Here is a 20,392-nt window from a genome sequence, read left to right as displayed (position 1 = left end):
GTATTGAAATGAAAAGTAAAACAATTCTCAATAAGGACTGTCGTAACGGGAAACACGATACGATATAACACCAGGACCCCTTTTTTTAGTATTCAGGCCGCATGAGCACATTCAAACCATTAAAAGCACTCACATCGCGTCGTCAGGTTCTCAAAGCGGGGCTGGCGGCCTTAACGTTAACCGGTATTGCAAAGCAGGCTCAGGCGAAAGACGAGAGCACGCTCAAAACCAGTAACGGACACAGTAAACCCAAAACCAAAAAGCCCGGCGCAAAGCGTCTGGTGATGCTGGACCCGGGCCACGGCGGGATTGATACCGGCGCCATCGGTAAAAACGGGTCAAAAGAAAAACACGTCGTGCTGGCGATTGCAAAAAACGTGCGCGCAATTTTACGCAGCAACGGCATTGACGCCCGTCTGACGCGCTCTGGCGACACCTTTATCCCGCTGTATGACCGCGTGGAGATCGCCCATCAACACGGCGCGGATCTGTTTATGTCGATTCACGCTGACGGCTTTACCAACCCGTCAGCCGCGGGCGCGTCGGTGTTTGCCCTGTCCAACCGTGGGGCCAGTAGCGCCATGGCAAAATACCTCTCCGACCGTGAGAACCGGGCGGATGAAGTGGCCGGGAAGAAGGCCACGGACAAAGATCATCTGTTACAGCAGGTGCTCTTCGACCTCGTGCAGACGGACACCATCAAAAATAGCCTGACGCTCGGCTCGCATATCCTGAAACGGATTAAGCCGGTGCACCGCTTGCACAGTAAAAGCACCGAGCAGGCGGCGTTTGTGGTGCTGAAGTCACCTTCAATTCCGTCCGTACTTGTGGAAACATCTTTTATTACCAACCCGGAAGAAGAGCGACTGCTCGGCACCACGGCGTTTCGCCAGAAGATTGCTAACGCCATCGCCTCCGGCATTATCAGTTACTTCAACTGGTTCGATAACCAAAAAGCGCACGCCAGGAAACGTTAATGAAACCCAATGCTCAACTGGTCAAAACGTTCCTGCTGCAACTGCAGGATGAGATTTGCCAGAAACTGGCCGCCGCAGACGGCGGTGAATTTCAGGAGGATAACTGGCAGCGTGAGGCAGGCGGCGGTGGCCGCAGCCGCGTATTGCTAAATGGCGGCATCTTTGAACAGGCGGGGGTGAATTTTTCCCACGTTCATGGTGACGCTATGCCCGCCTCTGCGACAGCGCATCGTCCTGAGCTGGCGGGCCGAAGTTTTGAAGCGATGGGCGTTTCGCTGGTGGTGCATCCGCATAATCCGTTTGTGCCGACCAGTCACGCTAACGTACGCTTTTTCATTGCTGAAAAACCGGGGGCCGATCCGGTCTGGTGGTTCGGCGGCGGTTTCGACTTAACGCCCTACTACGGTTTCGAAGAGGACGCCGTGCATTGGCACACCACCGCGCGCGACCTTTGTCTGCCGTTTGGCGAAGACGTCTACCCGAAATTTAAAAAGTGGTGTGATGACTACTTTTACCTGAAGCACCGCGACGAGCAGCGCGGCATCGGTGGACTGTTCTTTGACGATCTCAACACGCCCGATTTTGATACCGCGTTCAGCTTTATGCGCGCGGTGGGCGAAGGCTTTACTGAGGCCTATTTGCCCATTGTCGAACGACGTAAAGATATCGACTATGGCGTGCGCGAGCGCGAATTCCAGCTTTATCGCCGCGGGCGCTACGTGGAGTTTAACCTGGTGTGGGATCGCGGGACGCTCTTCGGCCTGCAGACCGGCGGGCGCACGGAGTCGATTTTAATGTCGATGCCGCCGCTGGTACGCTGGGAATACTGTTACGAGCCAAAAGAAGGCAGCCCGGAGGCTGCCTTGAGTGAGTTTCTGAAAGTACGCGACTGGGTGTAATTGCCGGATGGCGCTGCGCTTATCCGGCCTGGTTAACCCGTAGGTCGGGTAAGCGAACGCGCCACCCGACGCACCGCCGCTACAGAGGCTGCGTCTGCGCCTCAACCACCGCCAGCGCCACCATGTTCACGATGCGGCGCACAGAGGCAATCGGCGTTAATACATGCACCGGTTTCGCCACGCCCATCAGTACCGGCCCTACGGTCACCCCTTCAGAGCTGGATACGCGCAGCAGGTTGTAGCTGATACGCGCCGCTTCCACGTTCGGCATAATCAGGATGTTTGCCGAGCCTTTCAGCGGGCTGTCCGGCATACGCTCGTTGCGGATGCTTTCCACCAGCGCGGCATCGCCGTGCATTTCTCCGTCAATCATCAGCTCCGGCGCACGCTCGCGCACCAGCTCCAGCGTCTGACGCATTTTGCACGCCGCCGCTGATTTAGACGAACCAAAGTTAGAGTGCGATAGCAGCGCCACTTTCGGCTCAATACCAAAGCGACGCACGGTTTCTGCCGCCATCACGGTGATCTCCGCCAGCTCGTCCGGGGTTGGATCGTCGTTAACGTAGGTATCGGCGATAAACGTGTTCCCGCTTGGCAGCAGCAGCGCGTTCATCGCTCCGGCGGCGTGAACCCCTTCGCGGTAGCCGAAGATCTCCTGCACCACGCTGAAATGCTCGTGGTAATCGCCGATGGTACCGCAGATCAGCGCATCCGCTTCGCCGCGATGGACCATAATCGCGCCGATCACCGTGGTATTGCTGATCACCGCCCGCTGCGCCTGCTCCTGGGTGATCCCACGACGCTTCATGATCGCGTAGTATTCGTTCCAGTACTCTTTAAAGCGCGGATCGGATTCGTTATTGACGATCTCAAAGTCCACACCCGGCTTAATCTGCAGCCCCAGTTTCTGAATGCGCATCTCGATGACGCTCGGACGACCGATCAGGATCGGCTTCGCCAGCCCGAGGCTCACCAGCTCCTGGGTGGCATGCAGCACGCGCGCCTCTTCCCCTTCCGCCAGCACCACGCGTTTTGCGTCCGCGCGGGCCTGAGAGAAAATTGGCTTCATAAACAGGTTGGTTTTGTAGACGAACTCGGTGAGTTTATCGACGTAAGCGTCGAAGTCCTGGATCGGGCGCGTTGCCACGCCGGAGTCCATTGCCGCTTTGGCCACCGCTGGCGCGATCTTCACGATCAGTCGCGGGTCAAACGGTTTAGGGATGATGTAGTCAGGCCCGAAGCTCAGATCCTGATCGCCATAGGCAGAAGCCACCACTTCGCTCTGCTCGGCATGCGCCAGCTCCGCGATGGCGTGAACCGCTGCCAGCTTCATCTCTTCGTTGATCGCCGTTGCGCCAACGTCCAGCGCGCCACGGAAGATGAACGGGAAGCAGAGCACGTTGTTCACCTGGTTCGGGTAGTCCGAACGGCCGGTACAGATAATGGCGTCTTCACGCACCGCTTTCGCCAGCGGCGGCAGAATTTCCGGTTCAGGGTTCGCCAGGGCCAGGATCATTGGCGCACGCGCCATCTTCTTCACCATCTCCTGGGTCAGCACTTTCGGGCCCGAGCAGCCGAGGAAGATGTCCGCACCGTCAATCACGTCCTCAAGCGTGCGTTTGCCGTCATCGTCCACCGCATACGCCGCTTTGGTTTCCGCCATGTTTGGCTCACGGCCTTTGTAGATCACGCCTTTGGAATCGCAAACCACGATGTTGTGTTTCTGCATCCCCAGCGCCACCAGCAGATTCATACAGGCGATGGCCGCCGCGCCCGCGCCGGAGACCACCATACGCACGTCGGAAAGATTTTTCTCGACCACGCGCAGGCCGTTCAGAATGGCGGCGGTGCTGATAATGGCCGTACCGTGCTGGTCGTCATGGAACACGGGGATGTTCATACGCTCGCGCAGCTTCTGCTCGATATAGAAACATTCCGGCGCTTTGATGTCTTCCAGGTTGATACCGCCGAAGGTTGGCTCCAGCGCGGCGACGACGTTAATGAATTTATCCGGGTCCAGCTCGTCCACTTCGATATCGAACACGTCGATACCGGCGAATTTCTTGAACAAAACGCCCTTCCCTTCCATAACCGGCTTACCCGCCAGCGCACCAATGTTGCCAAGGCCGAGTACCGCCGTACCGTTAGAGATCACCGCGACCAGGTTACCGCGCGCGGTGTACTTATAGGCCGCCAGCGGATCTTTTTCGATTTCCAGACACGGTGCCGCCACGCCCGGTGAGTAGGCAAGCGCCAGATCGCGCTGAGTCGCCAGCGGCTTGGTTGGGGAAACCTGGATTTTGCCCGGAACGGGGAACTCGTGAAAATCGAGGGCACTCTGTTTCAACTGCTCATCCATCTTATTTTTCCTTTCACGTATCGGTCAAAAGGGTGACGTTTGCGATCCTGATGCACACCCTGGTGTGCCGCCTAGTATCGCCTCAGGACAGCGCATAAACTTTGAAGGCTGCCAAACTCTCACCATCACACATTAAAAATTGTTATCAATTTATAACAGCCATGTTACCCGTCTCAAAAGCAATGCCTCCCCCGTCTGCTATGCTTTTTTGTTAAGTCCATCATGATTTTCTCAGAAGTGTGAACTAACGCACTCATCTAACTCTTTTATTTCCAAGGAGTAATGATTTATGAACCAGCTAGACGGCATCAAACAATTCACCACCGTGGTTGCGGACAGCGGCGATATCGAGTCGATTCGCCACTATCAGCCGGAGGACGCGACCACCAACCCTTCCCTGCTTCTGAAAGCGGCAGGGCTTGCCCATTTTAGCCATCTGATTGATGACGCGATTGCTTACGGCAAGAAGCGCGGCAAAACGCAGGAGCAACAGGTTGCCGAAGCCAGCGACAAACTGGCGGTTAATTTTGGTGCAGAAATTCTGAAAAGCATTCCAGGACGCGTCTCGACCGAAGTGGACGCCCGCCTCTCGTTCGATAAAGAAAAGAGTATTACGAAAGCGCGTCGTCTGGTTGAACTCTACCAGGAGCAGGGAATTGATACGTCACGCATTCTGATCAAGCTCGCGTCGACGTGGGAAGGTATCCGCGCGGCAGAGGTGCTCGAAAAAGAGGGGATCCACTGCAACCTGACGCTGCTGTTCTCGTTTGCACAGGCACGCGCCTGTGCTGAAGCGGGCGTGTTCCTCGTCTCGCCGTTTGTCGGGCGCATCTACGACTGGTATCAGGCGAAACAGCCCATGGACCCGTACGTAGTCGAGGAAGATCCGGGCGTGAAGTCAGTGCGAAATATCTACGACTACTACAAACAGCACCGCTATGAAACCATCGTGATGGGGGCCAGCTTCCGCCGTACCGAGCAGATCCTCGCCCTGGCAGGCTGCGATCGCCTGACCATCTCCCCTAACCTGCTTAAAGAATTGCAGGACAAAGAAGAGACGGTGATCCGCAAACTGGTGCCAACCTCCACCGTCCTGCCGAAACCGAAGGCCATGACCGAAGCCGAGTTCCGCTGGGAGCACAATCAGGACGCGATGGCCGTGGATAAACTGGCGGAAGGCATCCGCCTGTTCGCCGTCGACCAGCGCAAACTTGAAGACCTACTCGCCGCCAAACTTTAACCTTGCCATGGAGTGAACTATGTCCCGTAAAGAGCTCGCCAATGCCATCCGCGCCCTCAGCATGGATGCCGTGCAGAAAGCCAATTCCGGCCACCCTGGCGCCCCCATGGGCATGGCTGATATTGCCGAAGTGTTGTGGAACGACTTCCTGAAGCACAACCCCAACGATCCTGCCTGGTACGATCGTGACCGCTTTATTCTGTCTAACGGCCACGCCTCGATGCTGCTCTACAGCCTGCTGCACCTGTCCGGCTATGATCTGCCGCTTGAGGAGCTGAAGAATTTCCGCCAGCTGCATTCGAAAACCCCGGGTCACCCGGAAATCGGCTATACGCCGGGTGTCGAAACCACCACCGGACCGCTGGGTCAGGGGCTGGCCAACGCCGTCGGACTCGCGATTGCCGAACGCACGCTGGCGGCACAGTTTAACCAGCCGGACCACGAGATTGTCGATCACTACACGTATGTGTTTATGGGTGACGGTTGCCTGATGGAGGGGATTTCGCATGAAGTCTGCTCGCTGGCGGGCACGCTGGGGCTCGGCAAGCTGATCGGTTTTTACGACCACAACGGCATCTCCATTGACGGGGAAACCGAGGGCTGGTTCACCGACGACACGGCGAAACGCTTCGAAGCCTATCACTGGCACGTCGTGCATGAGATCGACGGCCACGATCCTGAAGCGGTGAAAAAAGCGATTCAGGAAGCGCAGAGCGTGAAGGACAAACCGTCCCTGATTATCTGCCGTACGGTCATCGGCTTTGGCTCACCAAACAAAGCAGGCAAAGAAGAAGCGCACGGCGCGGCGCTCGGCGAAGAAGAGGTGGCACTGACCCGACAGAAACTGGGCTGGAAATACCCGCCGTTTGAGATCCCGAAAGAGATCTACAAGGCATGGGATGCGCGCGAAACGGGTGAAAAAGCCCAGCATGCCTGGAACGAAAAATTTGCAGCCTACAAAAAAGCATATCCGGAACTGGCGGCTGAGTTTTCCCGCCGCATGAGCGGTGGACTGCCGGAAGACTGGGACGATAAAACCCAGGCACTGATTGAAAACCTGCAGTCTAACCCGGCGAAAATCGCCACCCGTAAGGCGTCGCAAAACACCCTGAATGCCATCGGCCCTATCCTGCCCGAACTGCTCGGCGGCTCGGCGGATCTGGCGCCGAGTAACCTGACCATCTGGTCGGGCTCGAAATCGCTGAAAGAGGACATCGCCGGAAACTATATCCACTACGGCGTGCGCGAGTTCGGGATGACCGCCATTGCCAACGGCATCGCCCATCACGGCGGCTTCGTGCCCTACACCGCCACCTTCCTGATGTTCGTTGAGTACGCCCGTAACGCAGCGCGCATGGCGGCGCTGATGAAGGCCCGGCAGATCATGGTCTACACCCACGACTCTATCGGGCTGGGTGAAGATGGCCCGACGCACCAGGCGGTGGAACAGCTGGCGAGCCTGCGCTTAACGCCAAACTTCAGCACATGGCGTCCGTGCGATCAGGTCGAAGCGGCAGTGGGCTGGAAGCTGGCGGTTGAGCGCCATAACGGCCCGACGGCGCTAATCCTGTCGCGTCAAAACCTGGCGCAGATTGAGCGCACCCCGGAGCAGGTGAAAAATATCGCCCGCGGCGGGTACATCCTGAAGGACAGCGGCGGCAAACCGGACGTGATCCTGATTGCCACGGGTTCTGAGGTGGAAATCACGGTGAAAGCGGCGGAGAAACTGACTGCCGAAGGTCACGCGGTGCGCGTCGTTTCCCTGCCTTCAACGGATATCTTTGATGCCCAGGACGAGGCATACCGTGAATCGGTGCTCCCCTCCAGCGTCGCGGCGCGCGTGGCGGTGGAAGCGGGAATTGCCGACTACTGGTATAAGTATGTGGGGCTGAAAGGGGCGATTGTCGGTATGCGGGGCTACGGTGAGTCCGCCCCTGCCGACAAGCTGTTCCCGTACTTCGGCTTTACCGTTGAGAACGTGGTGGAGAAGGCGTTGAGCGTGCTTTAGTGCGGTCTTCGTTGCCGGGTGGCGACTACGCCTTACCCGGCCTACAACACCATCAAATCGTAAGCCGGACTACCGCGTGATCCACAGCGTAGGCCAGGCGTCCGGCCCGTTCCAGTTATCGCAGCTTGGCTCTTCCGCATACCGCACCAGGCGGAAGCGCTGGCCGTCAAAACGCCAGCGCGTCTGGATCCCACAATCACCGATCCCACGCCCCAGTGCGAGCGTCGTCAGCTCGCGTGTTTTTTCATCGAAGCTGGCGTTCATCAGTTCCATATCGCTACTCTGACTGGACGGGGTAAACGGCAGACGCAGCCTGACGCTGAGCGCGGTGAACGGTTTTTTACGCGATACCAGCCACGCCAGATCGACCGTATTGTAAGCCCCCGCCTCGCAGCTGACGATCAGCAACGCTTTATCATCCGTTAATGCGGTGACGCGCACTTCGCGGCGGTTAGGATCCAGCGAGCACTGGCTGTTGTTCATCCGCCAGGTGCCGTAATCCAGCAGATCGTTCAGTTCAGCGTGGGAGAGTGGCGTTGGCGTGGGGTTCACCACGGCCACCTTTTTTAATGCCGGAGCTGGAGGCACGCTCAGCGGCGGGCTATCCCCTTTTTTAATCCATGCTGTTTCGCTGCCCACGCGCTTTTGCTGAGCGTCGATAAACAGCAGCGCCGCTTTCAGTCCGACCAGAGAGATCGTCTGCTTCCCTCCGCGCAGGGTCAGCCTCTGTCCTTCCTGAATCGTTTTCAGAAACGTGGTGAGGGTACCCGTATCGTCAGTCTTGAGATGCCAGGGCGTTAACTGCCAGTGCTGGGCATTGAGTTTTAAGGGAACGTCGTCGAGCAGCAGTCGGGAGGCGATGTCAGGCTCTTTTACCGGAGGAGCCGAAAGCCCGCCGAGATCGATACGCAGGCTGGCGTCCGTTTTTGCCCCAGCGCTACGGCTCAGCGTCATCACCAGCCCGCGGTGTTCACCGGTATTTCGGGCAACGCAAAAATTCTGGTTATTGCAGGTGACCTGCCAGTCAGAGAAAGACTGCTGCGCAGGTGCAGCCCACACCAGAGGTGCGGGTAGCACGCAAAAAAAGAAGAGAAGCAAAACGCAGTAGCGCATGAATGGCACAGCCCCGGAAACGAAAAGGTCAATCTGGGGCGTATCTTCGTGCCCTGGACGGGCGGGCTCAATCGGATTTATCGGATAGATTTATCTGAAATATAACTTATCACCGGACCTGCGCGGCGTTCATCACGCCGCTGGTTTGCAGATACTGCAGCAGGATCACCGCTTTACCGTCGCGTATCTCGCCGCTTTTCACCATTTCCAGCGCCTGAATGAAGGGCATTTCAAGCACTTCAATATCTTCATCCTCGACCCCGCCGCCGCGGTGAGTACGCTGAGCGTCGGTGTATTCCGCAACGAAGAAGTGGACCAGCTCGGTCACCCCGCCTGGAGACATGAAAAGCTCAAAGACTTTTTGTACCGCACCCACCTCAAAACCCGTTTCTTCTATGGCTTCTTTGCGAATACAGACTTCCGGCTCATCGTCATCAAGCAGACCGGCGCAAGTTTCAATCAGACGCCCGTCCGCGTTGCCATTGACCCATGTCGCCACCCGAAACTGACGAATCAATACCACGCTTTGCTTTTCGCGGTTATACAGCAGAATGGTAGCGCCATTGCCCCGGTCGTAGACTTCGCGTTTATGGCGAATAACGTCCCCGTTCTTACGGGTTAAATCGTAAGTGATGTTACGCAGGACAAAGTAATTTTCAGAAAGGATTTTGTCTTTGATAACGGTAATGTTCAGGGACATACGGGCTCCACGGCAAAATGAGTCTGTTTATACTACGCCGTGACGCTCGCTTTGTCGCCCGCGGGTTCAGACGGCGCGTTTCTCGCTGGATGATGTTTCCAGCTGCGCCAGGCGCAATAACCTTACTGTACGTATGAATAAAGTGTTTACTCATCACGGCGTTATCAGGCAATGTACACCTGCCCGAAACGTCTGATTATTTCTCCCAGAGAGCCGTTCTGTGACCGTTAAGCGACCCGTTTCCGGAAGCCTTGCCTGGGCTTTCTTTTCGATAATTGTTCTCTCCGTGCTGACCAGCAGCGTCGCGCTACTGACGCTTGCCAGCAGCCAGCGCGACGCTGAAGCCATCAACGTTGCGGGTTCACTGCGCATGCAGAGCTATCGTCTCGGTTACGAGATGCAGCGTAACAGCCCTTCCCTTATGGCGCATCGTGAGAACTGGCGGCAGACATTAAGCGCACCTTCCCTGCAAAATCTGAACCGCTGGTACGTTCCGGGCAATGTCAAAACGCGCTACCAGCAACTGCAGTTTGCCTGGCTGGAAATGGATAAGCACATCGCCCGCGGTGACAGCGCATGGTATGCCGCACATATTGAGGATTTTGTCGGCCGCATTGATGCCTTTGTGCTCGCCCTCCAGCATTACAGTGAACATAAAATCCAGACAGTGACCCTCCTCTCTCTGGCTGGCGCCCTCGGGATCCTGATGCTGACGCTGTTTACCCTGCGGCGTATCCGCCGCCAGGTCGTATTACCGCTGAATAATCTGGTGGCGGCCAGCGAGCGGATTGAGCGAGGAGAATTTACGACGCCTGCGCCGGATACCGCCCTACCCAACGAGCTGGGCCAACTTTCCCGCGCTTTCAACCATATGTCGGGGGAGCTACACACCCTTTATCGGTCGCTTGAAGCTTCCGTGGCGGAAAAGACACGACATTTGCACGAAGCCCACCAGCAGCTCGACATGCTGTTTAAATGCTCCCAGGCGTTGAATACGGGGCAGATAGACAGCCATTGTTTTCGGCACATATTGCAGATTGTCCATGAATACACTCAGATGAATTACCTGGAACTCCGCACCAGTGACGACTGGCGACTGTGTGAAGGGACCGCGTCGGGCAGCATCCCGATGCAAAATCTGCCGGTACTGATGCAGGACACCCTTTACGGTGAGCTGCGCTGGCAAAGCGAGACGGACAGCGTTCCCCTCCCGCTGATGAGAAGCGTGGCGACCATGCTCGGGCGCGGGCTGTACTTTAACCAGGCGCAAAAGCATTACCAGCAGCTGCTGCTGATGGAAGAACGCGCCACCATCGCCCGGGAACTGCACGATTCGCTGGCGCAGGTGCTGTCTTATCTGCGGATCCAGCTTGCCCTGCTTAAACGCGCGGTGCCAGCGGATAATGCTCCCGCGCAAACTATCATCACCGACTTCTCTCGCGAGCTGAACAACGCCTGGCAGCAGTTGCGCGAGCTGCTGACGACCTTCCGCCTGACGTTAAATCATGCGAATTTACCCGCGGCGCTGCAGGAGTCTCTCGATGCCCTGCAGAGCCAGACGCAGGCCAGGCTGCACCTCGACTGTCGTCTCTCCTCCCTGGCGCTTGACGCCCAGAAACAGGTGCATTTGTTGCAGATCGTCCGGGAAGCCGTTCTGAATGCGATTAAGCACGCCCAGGCCAGCGAAATTACCGTTAGCTGCTTAACGGCGGTGGATGGCACGCACAGCGTCAGCATTCGCGACAACGGCATCGGGATTGGCGAGGCAAGCGAACCGCCCGGACACTACGGACTGAACATTATGCGTGAGCGCGCACAACGACTCGGAGGCATGCTGCACTTTTCGCAACCGCAAAACGGCGGCACGCTGGTCTGCGTGACGTTCCCGGTACCTGCGCCGTTAACGGGTAAATAACGGTAAAGAGGCAAGCGCAGGGAAAAGCGCATGATAATTTACACTATCTCCTTTATTTCTCCACGTTTGACCTGGGCCTTACCGCTAAAGTTAGGCGGGCAATAAACAATAATGACGTGCAGCAAAACGAGGTCACTTTTACATGGCGAATTTTTTCATCGATCGCCCCATTTTTGCCTGGGTGCTTGCCATCCTGTTGTGTCTGACAGGTGTCCTGGCGATTACTTCTCTTCCTGTTGAGCAATATCCCGATCTGGCACCGCCTAATGTGCGTGTCACCGCAAACTACCCCGGCGCTTCCGCACAAACGCTGGAAAACACCGTGACGCAGGTTATCGAGCAGAACATGACGGGTCTGGATAACCTGATGTACATGTCCTCGCAAAGCAGCGCCACGGGACAAGCAACGGTTACCCTGAGCTTTAAGGCGGGCACCGACCCGGACGAAGCGGTGCAGCAGGTACAAAACCAGCTTCAGTCGGCCATGCGTAAGCTGCCCCAGGCGGTGCAGAACCAGGGCGTTACCGTACGTAAAACCGGTGATACCAACATTTTGACCATCGCGTTTGTCTCCACCGATGGCTCAATGGATAAACAGGACATTGCGGACTACGTCGCCAGTAATATTCAGGACCCGCTCAGCCGTATTAACGGCGTGGGGGATATCGACGCCTACGGCTCACAATACTCCATGCGTATCTGGCTCGATCCCAACAAGCTGAACAGCTATCAGATGACGGCCACCGACGTGACGGATGCCATCAAAGCCCAGAACGCACAAATTGCCGTGGGGCAACTGGGAGGAACGCCTTCCGTTGATAAACAAGCCCTGAACGCCACCATTAATTCGCAATCCCTGCTTCAGACACCGGACCAGTTCCGCAACATTACCCTGCGCGTGAATCAGGATGGCTCAGAAGTGCGTCTGAGCGATGTGGCGACGGTGGAAATGGGTGCTGAGAAATACGACTACCTGAGCCGATTTAACGGCAACCCGGCCTCTGGCCTTGGGATTAAGCTGGCCTCCGGCGCAAATGAAATGGCGACGGCGAAACTGGTGCTGGACCGTCTGGATGAGCTGTCGCAGTATTTCCCGCACGGGCTGGAGTATAAAGTCGCCTATGAAACCACTTCCTTCGTAAAAGCCTCGATTGAGGATGTGGTAAAGACCCTGCTGGAAGCGATTGCCCTGGTGTTCCTGGTCATGTATCTGTTCCTGCAAAACTTCCGCGCCACGCTGATCCCCACTATTGCCGTCCCCGTGGTGCTGCTGGGTACCTTTTCGGTGCTTTACGCGTTCGGGTACAGCATTAACACCCTGACGATGTTTGCCATGGTGCTGGCAATTGGCCTGCTGGTGGATGATGCCATTGTGGTGGTCGAAAACGTCGAGCGCATCATGAGCGAAGAAGGTCTTTCCCCGCGCCAGGCCACGCGAAAATCCATGGGTCAAATTCAGGGGGCGTTAGTCGGCATTGCGATGGTGTTGTCGGCGGTCTTTATCACGATGGCCTTCTTCGGCGGCACGACCGGCGCGATTTACCGCCAGTTCTCGATAACCATCGTCTCAGCAATGGTACTCTCCGTTCTGGTGGCCCTGATCCTCACCCCTGCGCTTTGCGCCACCCTCCTCAAGCCGCTGCACAAAGGGGAACATCACGGTCAGAAAGGGTTCTTCGGCTGGTTTAACCGGATGTTCAACCGCAATGCCGCCCGGTATGAATCTGCGGTCGGTAAAGTGCTGCACCGCAGCCTGCGCTGGATGATGATTTACGTTGTACTGCTGGGCGGCATGGTGTGGCTGTTTCTGCATTTGCCCACCTCGTTCCTGCCGATGGAAGACCGGGGGATGTTCATCACCTCGGTGCAGCTCCCGAGCGGCTCAACGCAGCAGCAGACGCTGAAAGTGGTCCAGAACGTAGAGCAGTACTTCTTCACCCACGAGAAAGATAACGTTGTGTCGGTCTTCTCGACCGTTGGCTCCGGCCCGGGCGGGAACGGGCAGAACGTCGCCCGTATGTTTGTCCGTCTGAAAGACTGGAATGAACGGGACACCCAAACGGGAACCTCATTTGCCATCATTGAACGTGCCACTAAAGCCTTTTCCCGTATTAAAGAGGCGCGCGTCTTTGCGAGCAGTCCGCCAGCGATCAGCGGCCTGGGGAGTTCTGCCGGGTTTGATATGGAGCTGCAGGATCACGCCGGCGCGGGCCACGATGCGCTGATGGCCGCACGCAACAAATTGTTAGCGCTGGCAGGTAATGATTCTGGCCTGACCCGCGTGCGCCACAACGGCCTGGACGACAGCCCGCAGCTTCAGGTGGATATCGACCAGCGTAAGGCGCAGGCGCTGGGCGTCTCCATCGACGATATCAACGACACCCTGCAAACGGCGTGGGGCTCGAGCTATGTGAACGACTTTATGGATCGCGGTCGCGTGAAAAAAGTGTATGTTCAGTCCGCCGCGCCGTACCGCATGCTGCCGGATGATATTAACCGCTGGTTTGTACGCAATAACAGCGGCGGGATGGTTCCCTTCTCGGCGTTTGCCACCTCGCGCTGGGAGAGCGGTTCGCCGCGTCTGGAGCGCTATAACGGTTACTCTGCGGTGGAAATCGTCGGGGAAGCCGCGCCGGGCGTAAGTACCGGCACGGCCATGGACACCATGGAAAAACTGGTGCAACAGCTGCCCGCCGGTTTTGGTCTGGAATGGACGGCCATGTCTTACCAGGAACGTCTCTCCGGCGCGCAGGCCCCCGCGCTTTATGCCCTTTCTCTACTGGTGGTGTTCCTCTGCCTTGCCGCGCTGTATGAGAGCTGGTCGGTTCCGTTCTCGGTCATGCTGGTGGTGCCGCTTGGAGTTATCGGTGCGCTGCTGGCAACCTGGATGCGCGGCCTGGAAAACGATGTTTACTTCCAGGTCGGGCTGCTGACGGTGATCGGCTTGTCGGCGAAAAACGCCATTCTGATCGTTGAGTTTGCCAACGAGATGAATGCCAAAGGCCACGAGCTGATGGCCGCCACGCTACATGCCTGCCGTCAGCGACTGCGCCCGATCCTGATGACCTCGCTGGCCTTTATTTTTGGCGTATTGCCAATGGCAACCAGCACGGGTGCAGGTTCCAGCAGCCAGCACGCGGTCGGTACCGGGGTAATGGGGGGCATGATTTCGGCCACCATCCTGGCCATTTATTTCGTGCCGCTGTTCTTTGTGCTGGTGCGTCGTCGCTTCCCGCTCAGAGAGCGGCAGGAATAACATTCAGCCATAAAAAAGGCGGCTTTATCAGCCGCCTTTTTATTGTGTGATTAATTCACACTATGATTATTTTACTTATTTAAGTGCTCTTGCAATTCTTACTGAATGTCATTTACGAAGCATGCCTTCGATAAAATCTTTCCAGTTCCCCAGTTCACGTTCAATCATAACAACCTCTCTTATTATTATGCGCATTCTACGAAAACGTATCATCATTGTGAAGACTATTTAACCAATTGCTGTGATTGTACCCCGCCACCGTTGGGGATTTATGATAAATATGAATGGAGAATCTTAAATTTTGTGTGACGGCCAGCAATATTTTGAAATAACCCTACGAACGGGTGAGCTTTATTTTACCCGCTGAGTTTGTTAGCAATTTATACCCGGTGGACATCTATGCTTAAATGATGAAAGAATATTCAGCGTACAGATGTGCGTTGAATTAAGCAGACGTGTAAATCCAGAGTATTCCTGAATGTGTTATATTCTGCTTAAGGATATATCTTCGAATTTATTGAACATTTAATGGTCATAAGGACAAAAGGATTCACCATGGTTGTGATGTACGGCATTAAAAATTGCGACACCATCAAAAAAGCCCGCCGCTGGCTGGAAGCGAACCACATCGAGTACCGCTTCCACGATTACCGTGCCGATGGGCTTGATGCAGATTTTCTGCATAACGCCATCAATGAACTAGGCTGGGAGGCACTACTTAACACTCGCGGTACCACCTGGCGTAAACTGGACGAATCCCTGCGCGCCAGCATCGTTGATGCCGACAGCGCGGCAAAACTGATGCGTGAAATGCCGGCAATTATCAAACGCCCATTGCTCTGCAAGCCAGGTCAGCCTATGCTGCTGGGTTTCAGTGAAACCCTTTATTCTGACTTTTTCGTTGAGGTGTAGTGTATGTCATGCCCGGTCATTGAGCTGACTCAACAGCTTATTCGCCGTCCTTCCCTTAGCCCGGACGACGCAGGTTGTCAGGCATTAATGATTGAGCGCCTGCGTGCCATCGGTTTTACCGTTGAACGCATGGATTTTGGCGATACTCAGAACTTCTGGGCGTGGCGCGGCCAGGGTGAAACGCTGGCGTTTGCCGGGCATACTGACGTCGTTCCCGCAGGTGACGCAGATCGCTGGATTAACCCGCCGTTTGAACCGACCATCCGCGATGGCATGCTCTTTGGCCGCGGCGCGGCAGACATGAAAGGCTCGCTGGCGGCGATGGTGGTCGCGGCTGAACGCTTTGTGGCTCAGCATCCGAACCACAAAAACCGTCTCGCGTTTTTGGTCACCTCCGACGAAGAAGCCAGTGCCCATAACGGTACCGTGAAGGTGGTTGAAGCGCTGATGGCGCGCAACGAGCGTCTCGACTACTGTCTGGTCGGCGAGCCGTCCAGTACCGAAGTGGTGGGCGATGTCGTGAAAAACGGTCGCCGTGGCTCACTGACCTGTAACCTGACCATTCACGGCGTTCAGGGACACGTTGCTTATCCACATCTGGCCGATAACCCCGTTCATCGCGCTGCGCCAATGCTGAGCGAACTGGTGGCGATTGAGTGGGATAAAGGTAACGAGTTCTTCCCCCCGACCAGCATGCAGATTGCTAACGTCAAGGCCGGGACCGGCAGCAACAACGTAATCCCGGGGGACTTCTTCGTCCAGTTCAACTTCCGCTTCAGTACCGAACTGACCGATGAGATGATCAAAGCGCGCGTTGTCGCGCTGCTGGAAAAATATCACCTGCGCTACACCGTGGACTGGTGGCTTTCCGGCCAGCCGTTCCTGACGCAGCGCGGCAAACTGGTTGATGCGGTAGTGAACGCCATCGAGCACTATAATGAAATTAAGCCACAACTGCTGACGACGGGTGGCACTTCAGACGGACGCTTTATTGCCCGTATGGGAGCTCAGGTTGTCGAACTGGGGCCGGTAAACGCAACCATTCATAAAATAAATGAGTGTGTTAATGCGGCAGATTTGCAACTGCTGGCTCGTATGTATCAACGTATTATGGAGCAACTCGTCGCCTGACGAATGCTCTGAGAGGAATAGCGAATGGATTGGCTTTCAAAGTACTGGTGGATTCTGGTGCTGGTGTTTCTGGTCGGCGTACTGCTCAACGTGATTAAAGACCTTAAGCGCGTTGACCACAAAAAGTTTCTTGCGAACAAGCCGGATCTCCCGCCACACCGCGATTTTAACGACAAGTGGGACGATGACGACGACTGGCCGAAGAAAGACCAGAAGAAGTAATTGTTAATCTCACCCCTCCCCCTAACCCTCGCCCTCGCCCCTGTGGGGAGAGGGGCTGGGATGAGGGGGAAAGTGCCTACATAAACTCAACAATATTATCGTCATTCGGCTTGCCGCCGCTGAGCGCTTCATCAAAGTAGTGCTTCGGTACGGTATAACGCAGATGATCGAGCGCGAATTGCATGCTGCGGTCGTCAATCGCATGGCCCAGATCGTCAACGATATCCAGCGTCACATCCCCACCTTCACGAATCAATGCTTCCTGAGCGGCAACCGCATGTGAAAGCTCAATGACCCGGTCTTCACCACCGTGGATCAGATGGATCGTGGTCTGCGTGGTCGCACTCGTCGGCAGCGTCGCAAAGCGGCCGTTAAACGCGATCACCCGTGAAACCAGACCCGGCTGCGCTTTCACACTTTCCAGGGACATGATAGATCCCTGCGAGAAGCCAATCAGCGCGGTCGCGTCAGCACCCACGCCGCTCTGCTGCTGCCAGTAGCGTACGATGTCGATAAACGTGGGCATGATGGCATCAATGCGCGCCTGACGGTTCTCCTCCGTCACGCCCTGAACCGGGAACCACTGTCGTCCGTTCGGACCACACGGTTCTACGCCGCCGATGCTGACAATCAATGCTTCAGGGAAAACAGGCGCAAACCAGCTACCAATCTGCCCCATATTGACGGCATTATCGCCAACACCATGAAACAGAAGCAGTAACTGTTTAGCCGGTTTGTCAGGGCTTTGAACAACAAAATGGTCGTGTTTCATGGCGGTCTCCTTAATTGATGAGCAGGATTTTACGCCTCTGCGGGGTAATGACCATGCCACTTTACTGAAGAAGTCATTGAAAAAATTGCCATTGCAAAATGTCTGCTTTCAACTGCTGGCAGCGCGAATAATCAAGGTTCTCAAGCGCTTGCGCGGTTTCTTCGCGAAGCTTTGCCAGTAACGCTTTTCGCCCGACCGCTTCGCTTCTCCCCTCGATTTTCCCGCGCAGCGCCGGAAGCGACATATCTGTGGCTAACAGCAACCGCGTCAGCGCGGCTACCGAGGTTGAAAACGCCCGGTGCGCAAAAGCAAACCCCGCCAGCTCCAGCCAGTCGTCACTATTAAGGGTAGCTTCCCAGGCATCAGTCACCGGGATCTTTTCGCCATTCCAGGCCGACAGGACGCGCATATCGCGGCATAAACGCCGATGTGCCTGCGTACACAGTTGATGCCCGGCTTCGCTCTGCGGCAGCAGCGCCATCGCCGTGTAACACCCGCTGCTGGCTTCCCGATGGCTGCCCATTCGCACCAGCACAAACCCGCACCGCTGCCAGAAACGCCACAGCTCGTCGGTATAACCAAAACTCACGGAGAGATAATCTTCACCGCTGGCGTTCAGGATCAGCCGCTGACCAATGCCTTCCCGCTGACGACGGGGATGAACCGCAATGCGGCTAATCCGTCGGCCTTTCAGCGTCGCCGCAAGAGGCGTTCCGCCGTGCGCCGCCAGCGACTGCGCCACAAGGTTCCCGCGTGGACGACGAGAGCCAGCCCACACCGCCCGGCTGAGTTCGGGGGACAATCCGCCCTCGTCCACCAGCCAGAGCGCGCCCGCAATATCAGACCCCGCAACCGCAAAGTGCTGGCCGGGGGCGTCCATCATCCGGCGTAAATCGAGCGGTGAGGTCCGGTAGTGGGCAGCACAGAGCAGTTCATAAACGCTTGCCACTCGTGCCGGGTCGCTCTCCCACTCTTGTGGCTCCAGAGACCTTACAGACACCTCACCTTCCGGTTTGTGGTCGATAAGCGCATCGTCAAACAGCAGCGTATTCGCCACGATCCGTTCAAGCGGACATCCGGCCGCCCAGCGAATGGGGGTGGATAAGGTATAACGCTGCAGCCCACTGAACCGGGCGCAGAACTTCAGCAGAAATCCCCTGCCCGTCCCTTCGTAACCCTGAACCGTAGTGGTCAGTAATACGCGGGGAAAGCGTGTCACCAGCTTCTCCAGCAGCGGGCCTGGGATGGCTGCCGCTTCATCGACAATCAGCCAGTCGGCCTGCAGTGTGGAGTCCAGCAGTGCATCGGGTGCCATAAAGTGAAAACGCTCGCCCGCGAAACGCGCGATGACATCTGCTGCGCCTTTCGCCGGGGCCGTCACCACCGCACTCCCCTGGATGCTGCCCAGCAGCATCCCCGCCAGCGCTGACTTTCCGCGTCCGCGAGGTGCCGTCACGGCAGCGATGCCCGCAGGCATGACCAAAAGCGCGTCGAGGATCGCCGCCTGCTCACGCTGCGGCTCACCGCTGGCGGGCTGCCAGGCGGGTAAATCTGGCGCAGCGGGAAGCGTCAGGGGATGATGCTGTTGCCAGACGATCGCATCCGTATCGGCGGCAAGCTTCCGGCAAAAATGGTGAACAAAGTGCGGGGTAGCGATCGGCTCTGCGCTGTCACACCAGCGCACAGAATCGCTGTCTGGCCTGTCGGCCCAGCCAGAGAACGGTGGTACTCGCAGTACGAGGAGGCTCCCGGCGCGCAACGTTCCGCTGAGTGCGGCGAAGGCGGAGACGTCAAACCCGGCATGCGCGTCAAACACAGCATGCAGGTATTCGCGTCCCAACAGTCCGCTGATGGCTTTAGACGGGTTTTCATTCAGCCACAGCCAGTCTCCCGGTAAAGCATCACGCAGGGCGGTGGCCTGGCTCAGAGTCCACGGCTCATCGCCCGTGAGCACCACCAGACGGCGGTGCCCGGTTCGCTCAAGCTCGCGTATCAGATGTGCAAACGACACCATCACATGGCTTTGCCGAAGGTATTACACTGGGCAGGATCACCGCTGTCAAAACCGCGTTTAAACCAGCTGTAACGCTGTTGCGACGTACCGTGAGTGAAGCTGTCCGGCACGACGCGTCCCTGGCTTTGCTGCTGAAGACGGTCATCGCCGATGGCCTGCGCCGCGTTTAATGCCTCTTCAAGATCGCCGGATTCCAGTACGCCCTGCTGCTGCATGCTGTGCCCCCAGACGCCTGCGAAGCAGTCCGCCTGCAGTTCCATCTTGACGGAAAGACGATTCACTTCAGCCTGAGACGCATTTTGCTGTAGCTGACGCACTTTTGGCTCAATGCCCAGCAGCTTCTGCACATGGTGCCCGACTTCATGCGCGATCACGTAGCCCTGGGCAAAATCACCGTCAGCGCCAAGCTTGCGTTTCATGTCATCGTAAAAAGAGAGATCGATATAGACGGTGCCATCTGCCGGGCAGTAGAACGGCCCCATCACAGATTGACCGGTACCACATCCGGTACGGGTTGCGCCCCGGTACATCACCAGTTTCGGCTGCTGATAGGTGCGCCCCATCTTCTCGAACTGCTGACCCCATGTATCTTCAGTGGTCGCGAGAATAACGGAGGTAAATTTGGCCGCTTCATCTTCGTTCGGGCTGATGGAGCGCGGAGACTGTGGTTGCTGTTGCAGCGGCTGACCGGTCATCAAACCGGTGAGGTCGACCCCGTAATAGCCAGCGACCAGCACCACAATCAGCAGGATGATACCGCCCTTGCCGCTGGGTAGCCGAAAGCCGGGTCCCCCCATTGAAGGACCGCCGCCGCCATCACTGCGCCTGTCTTCTACATTGTCACTTTCACGACGCCCTTGCCAGCGCATAACCA

The 20,392-nt window shown here is 56.7% G+C and carries 16 protein-coding genes; 9 read left to right on the top strand and 7 right to left on the bottom strand.

Going from position 1 to position 20,392, the window contains the following annotated elements; translation table 11 throughout:
• Positions 1-101: 101 nt before the first annotated feature.
• Together amiA and hemF are read left to right on the top strand one after the other, a co-directional pair.
• The gene (gene amiA / locus O1723_RS06140) at positions 102-977 is read left to right on the top strand and encodes an N-acetylmuramoyl-L-alanine amidase AmiA (protein ID WP_014884751.1); all 876 of its coding nucleotides are present in this window, start codon (positions 102-104) and stop codon (positions 975-977) included.
• Positions 977-1,876: an oxygen-dependent coproporphyrinogen oxidase gene (hemF, locus tag O1723_RS06135; RefSeq protein WP_479983867.1), complete on the top strand. Its 900-nt coding sequence runs from the start codon at positions 977-979 to the stop codon at positions 1,874-1,876. The genes amiA and hemF overlap by 1 nt, the downstream gene beginning before the upstream one ends.
• Before the next feature lie 79 nt (positions 1,877-1,955).
• Here hemF and maeB read toward each other — a convergent pair whose 3' ends face one another.
• A complete protein-coding gene (gene maeB / locus O1723_RS06130) occupies positions 1,956-4,235 on the bottom strand; it encodes an NADP-dependent oxaloacetate-decarboxylating malate dehydrogenase (protein ID WP_014884753.1) in 2,280 nt (759 codons plus the stop codon).
• Positions 4,236-4,524: 289 nt separating this feature from the next.
• Here maeB and tal point away from each other — a divergent pair, with 289 nt between their 5' ends.
• Together tal and tkt are read left to right on the top strand one after the other, a co-directional pair.
• Positions 4,525-5,475: a transaldolase gene (gene tal / locus O1723_RS06125; protein WP_014884754.1), complete on the top strand. Its 951-nt coding sequence runs from the start codon at positions 4,525-4,527 to the stop codon at positions 5,473-5,475.
• A 19-nt stretch (positions 5,476-5,494) separates the two neighbouring features.
• Positions 5,495-7,483, top strand: a complete 1,989-nt coding sequence (gene tkt, locus O1723_RS06120; RefSeq protein ID WP_014884755.1) for a transketolase — start codon at positions 5,495-5,497, stop codon at positions 7,481-7,483.
• Positions 7,484-7,552: 69 nt separating this feature from the next.
• Here tkt and O1723_RS06115 read toward each other — a convergent pair whose 3' ends face one another.
• Entirely contained in the window at positions 7,553-8,596 is a 1,044-nt protein-coding gene (locus tag O1723_RS06115) for a DUF1176 domain-containing protein (protein ID WP_023337582.1), read from the bottom strand.
• A gap of 109 nt (positions 8,597-8,705) precedes the next feature.
• Positions 8,706-9,296, bottom strand: a complete 591-nt coding sequence (gene nudK, locus O1723_RS06110; RefSeq protein ID WP_023337583.1) for a GDP-mannose pyrophosphatase NudK — start codon at positions 9,294-9,296, stop codon at positions 8,706-8,708.
• A 220-nt stretch (positions 9,297-9,516) separates the two neighbouring features.
• Here nudK and narQ point away from each other — a divergent pair, with 220 nt between their 5' ends.
• The gene (gene narQ, locus O1723_RS06105; RefSeq protein WP_023337584.1) at positions 9,517-11,211 is read left to right on the top strand and encodes a nitrate/nitrite two-component system sensor histidine kinase NarQ; all 1,695 of its coding nucleotides are present in this window, start codon (positions 9,517-9,519) and stop codon (positions 11,209-11,211) included.
• A gap of 142 nt (positions 11,212-11,353) precedes the next feature.
• Complete coding sequence (acrD, locus tag O1723_RS06100) at positions 11,354-14,467, top strand: multidrug efflux RND transporter permease AcrD (RefSeq protein WP_479983866.1); 3,114 nt, start codon at positions 11,354-11,356, stop codon at positions 14,465-14,467.
• Positions 14,468-14,575: 108 nt separating this feature from the next.
• Here the strand turns inward: acrD and ypfM are convergent, their stop codons facing one another.
• Positions 14,576-14,635: a protein YpfM gene (ypfM, locus tag O1723_RS06095; RefSeq protein ID WP_015572204.1), complete on the bottom strand. Its 60-nt coding sequence runs from the start codon at positions 14,633-14,635 to the stop codon at positions 14,576-14,578.
• Positions 14,636-15,022: 387 nt separating this feature from the next.
• Here ypfM and O1723_RS06090 point away from each other — a divergent pair, with 387 nt between their 5' ends.
• Genes O1723_RS06090 through O1723_RS06080 form a run of 3 tightly spaced genes read left to right on the top strand, consistent with a single transcriptional unit; the run spans position 15,023 to position 16,732 of the window.
• A complete protein-coding gene (locus O1723_RS06090) occupies positions 15,023-15,379 on the top strand; it encodes an ArsC family reductase (protein WP_014884760.1) in 357 nt (118 codons plus the stop codon).
• Positions 15,380-15,382: 3 nt separating this feature from the next.
• Positions 15,383-16,510, top strand: a complete 1,128-nt coding sequence (gene dapE / locus O1723_RS06085) for a succinyl-diaminopimelate desuccinylase (RefSeq protein WP_014884761.1) — start codon at positions 15,383-15,385, stop codon at positions 16,508-16,510.
• Between the two features lie 24 nt (positions 16,511-16,534).
• Entirely contained in the window at positions 16,535-16,732 is a 198-nt protein-coding gene (locus tag O1723_RS06080; RefSeq protein WP_014171111.1) for a YpfN family protein, read from the top strand.
• 76 nt (positions 16,733-16,808) lie between these two features.
• Here the strand turns inward: O1723_RS06080 and ypfH are convergent, their stop codons facing one another.
• From ypfH to ypfJ, 3 genes are all read right to left on the bottom strand, one after another.
• Positions 16,809-17,504 carry an esterase gene (gene ypfH, locus O1723_RS06075; protein ID WP_014884762.1) on the bottom strand — a complete coding sequence of 232 codons (696 nt, stop codon included), beginning with the start codon at positions 17,502-17,504 and terminating at the stop codon, positions 16,809-16,811.
• 73 nt (positions 17,505-17,577) lie between these two features.
• Complete coding sequence (locus O1723_RS06070; RefSeq protein ID WP_023337585.1) at positions 17,578-19,518, bottom strand: tRNA(Met) cytidine acetyltransferase TmcA; 1,941 nt, start codon at positions 19,516-19,518, stop codon at positions 17,578-17,580.
• Positions 19,518-20,387 carry a KPN_02809 family neutral zinc metallopeptidase gene (gene ypfJ, locus O1723_RS06065; protein WP_014884764.1) on the bottom strand — a complete coding sequence of 290 codons (870 nt, stop codon included), beginning with the start codon at positions 20,385-20,387 and terminating at the stop codon, positions 19,518-19,520. The genes O1723_RS06070 and ypfJ overlap by 1 nt, the downstream gene beginning before the upstream one ends.
• Positions 20,388-20,392 lie beyond the last annotated feature (5 nt).

It is taken from the genome of Enterobacter cloacae complex sp. HYC080_NIDB, from assembly GCF_056673325.1.
This window is presented reverse-complemented; position numbering and strand designations above follow the sequence as displayed.

What these genes read in the sequence shown, in the direction of transcription:
- amiA (WP_014884751.1), top strand. Translation starts at nt 102, where the DNA reads ATGAGCACATTCAAACCATTAAAAGCACTCACATCGCGTCGTCAGGTT.
- hemF (WP_479983867.1), top strand. Translation starts at nt 977, where the DNA reads ATGAAACCCAATGCTCAACTGGTCAAAACGTTCCTGCTGCAACTGCAG.
- maeB (WP_014884753.1), bottom strand. Translation starts at nt 4,235, where the DNA reads ATGGATGAGCAGTTGAAACAGAGTGCCCTCGATTTTCACGAGTTCCCC.
- tal (WP_014884754.1), top strand. Translation starts at nt 4,525, where the DNA reads ATGAACCAGCTAGACGGCATCAAACAATTCACCACCGTGGTTGCGGAC.
- tkt (WP_014884755.1), top strand. Translation starts at nt 5,495, where the DNA reads ATGTCCCGTAAAGAGCTCGCCAATGCCATCCGCGCCCTCAGCATGGAT.
- O1723_RS06115 (WP_023337582.1), bottom strand. Translation starts at nt 8,596, where the DNA reads ATGCGCTACTGCGTTTTGCTTCTCTTCTTTTTTTGCGTGCTACCCGCA.
- nudK (WP_023337583.1), bottom strand. Translation starts at nt 9,296, where the DNA reads ATGTCCCTGAACATTACCGTTATCAAAGACAAAATCCTTTCTGAAAAT.
- acrD (WP_479983866.1), top strand. Translation starts at nt 11,354, where the DNA reads ATGGCGAATTTTTTCATCGATCGCCCCATTTTTGCCTGGGTGCTTGCC.
- O1723_RS06090 (WP_014884760.1), top strand. Translation starts at nt 15,023, where the DNA reads ATGGTTGTGATGTACGGCATTAAAAATTGCGACACCATCAAAAAAGCC.
- dapE (WP_014884761.1), top strand. Translation starts at nt 15,383, where the DNA reads ATGTCATGCCCGGTCATTGAGCTGACTCAACAGCTTATTCGCCGTCCT.
- O1723_RS06080 (WP_014171111.1), top strand. Translation starts at nt 16,535, where the DNA reads ATGGATTGGCTTTCAAAGTACTGGTGGATTCTGGTGCTGGTGTTTCTG.
- ypfH (WP_014884762.1), bottom strand. Translation starts at nt 17,504, where the DNA reads ATGAAACACGACCATTTTGTTGTTCAAAGCCCTGACAAACCGGCTAAA.
- O1723_RS06070 (WP_023337585.1), bottom strand. Translation starts at nt 19,518, where the DNA reads ATGGTGTCGTTTGCACATCTGATACGCGAGCTTGAGCGAACCGGGCAC.
- ypfJ (WP_014884764.1), bottom strand. Translation starts at nt 20,387, where the DNA reads ATGCGCTGGCAAGGGCGTCGTGAAAGTGACAATGTAGAAGACAGGCGC.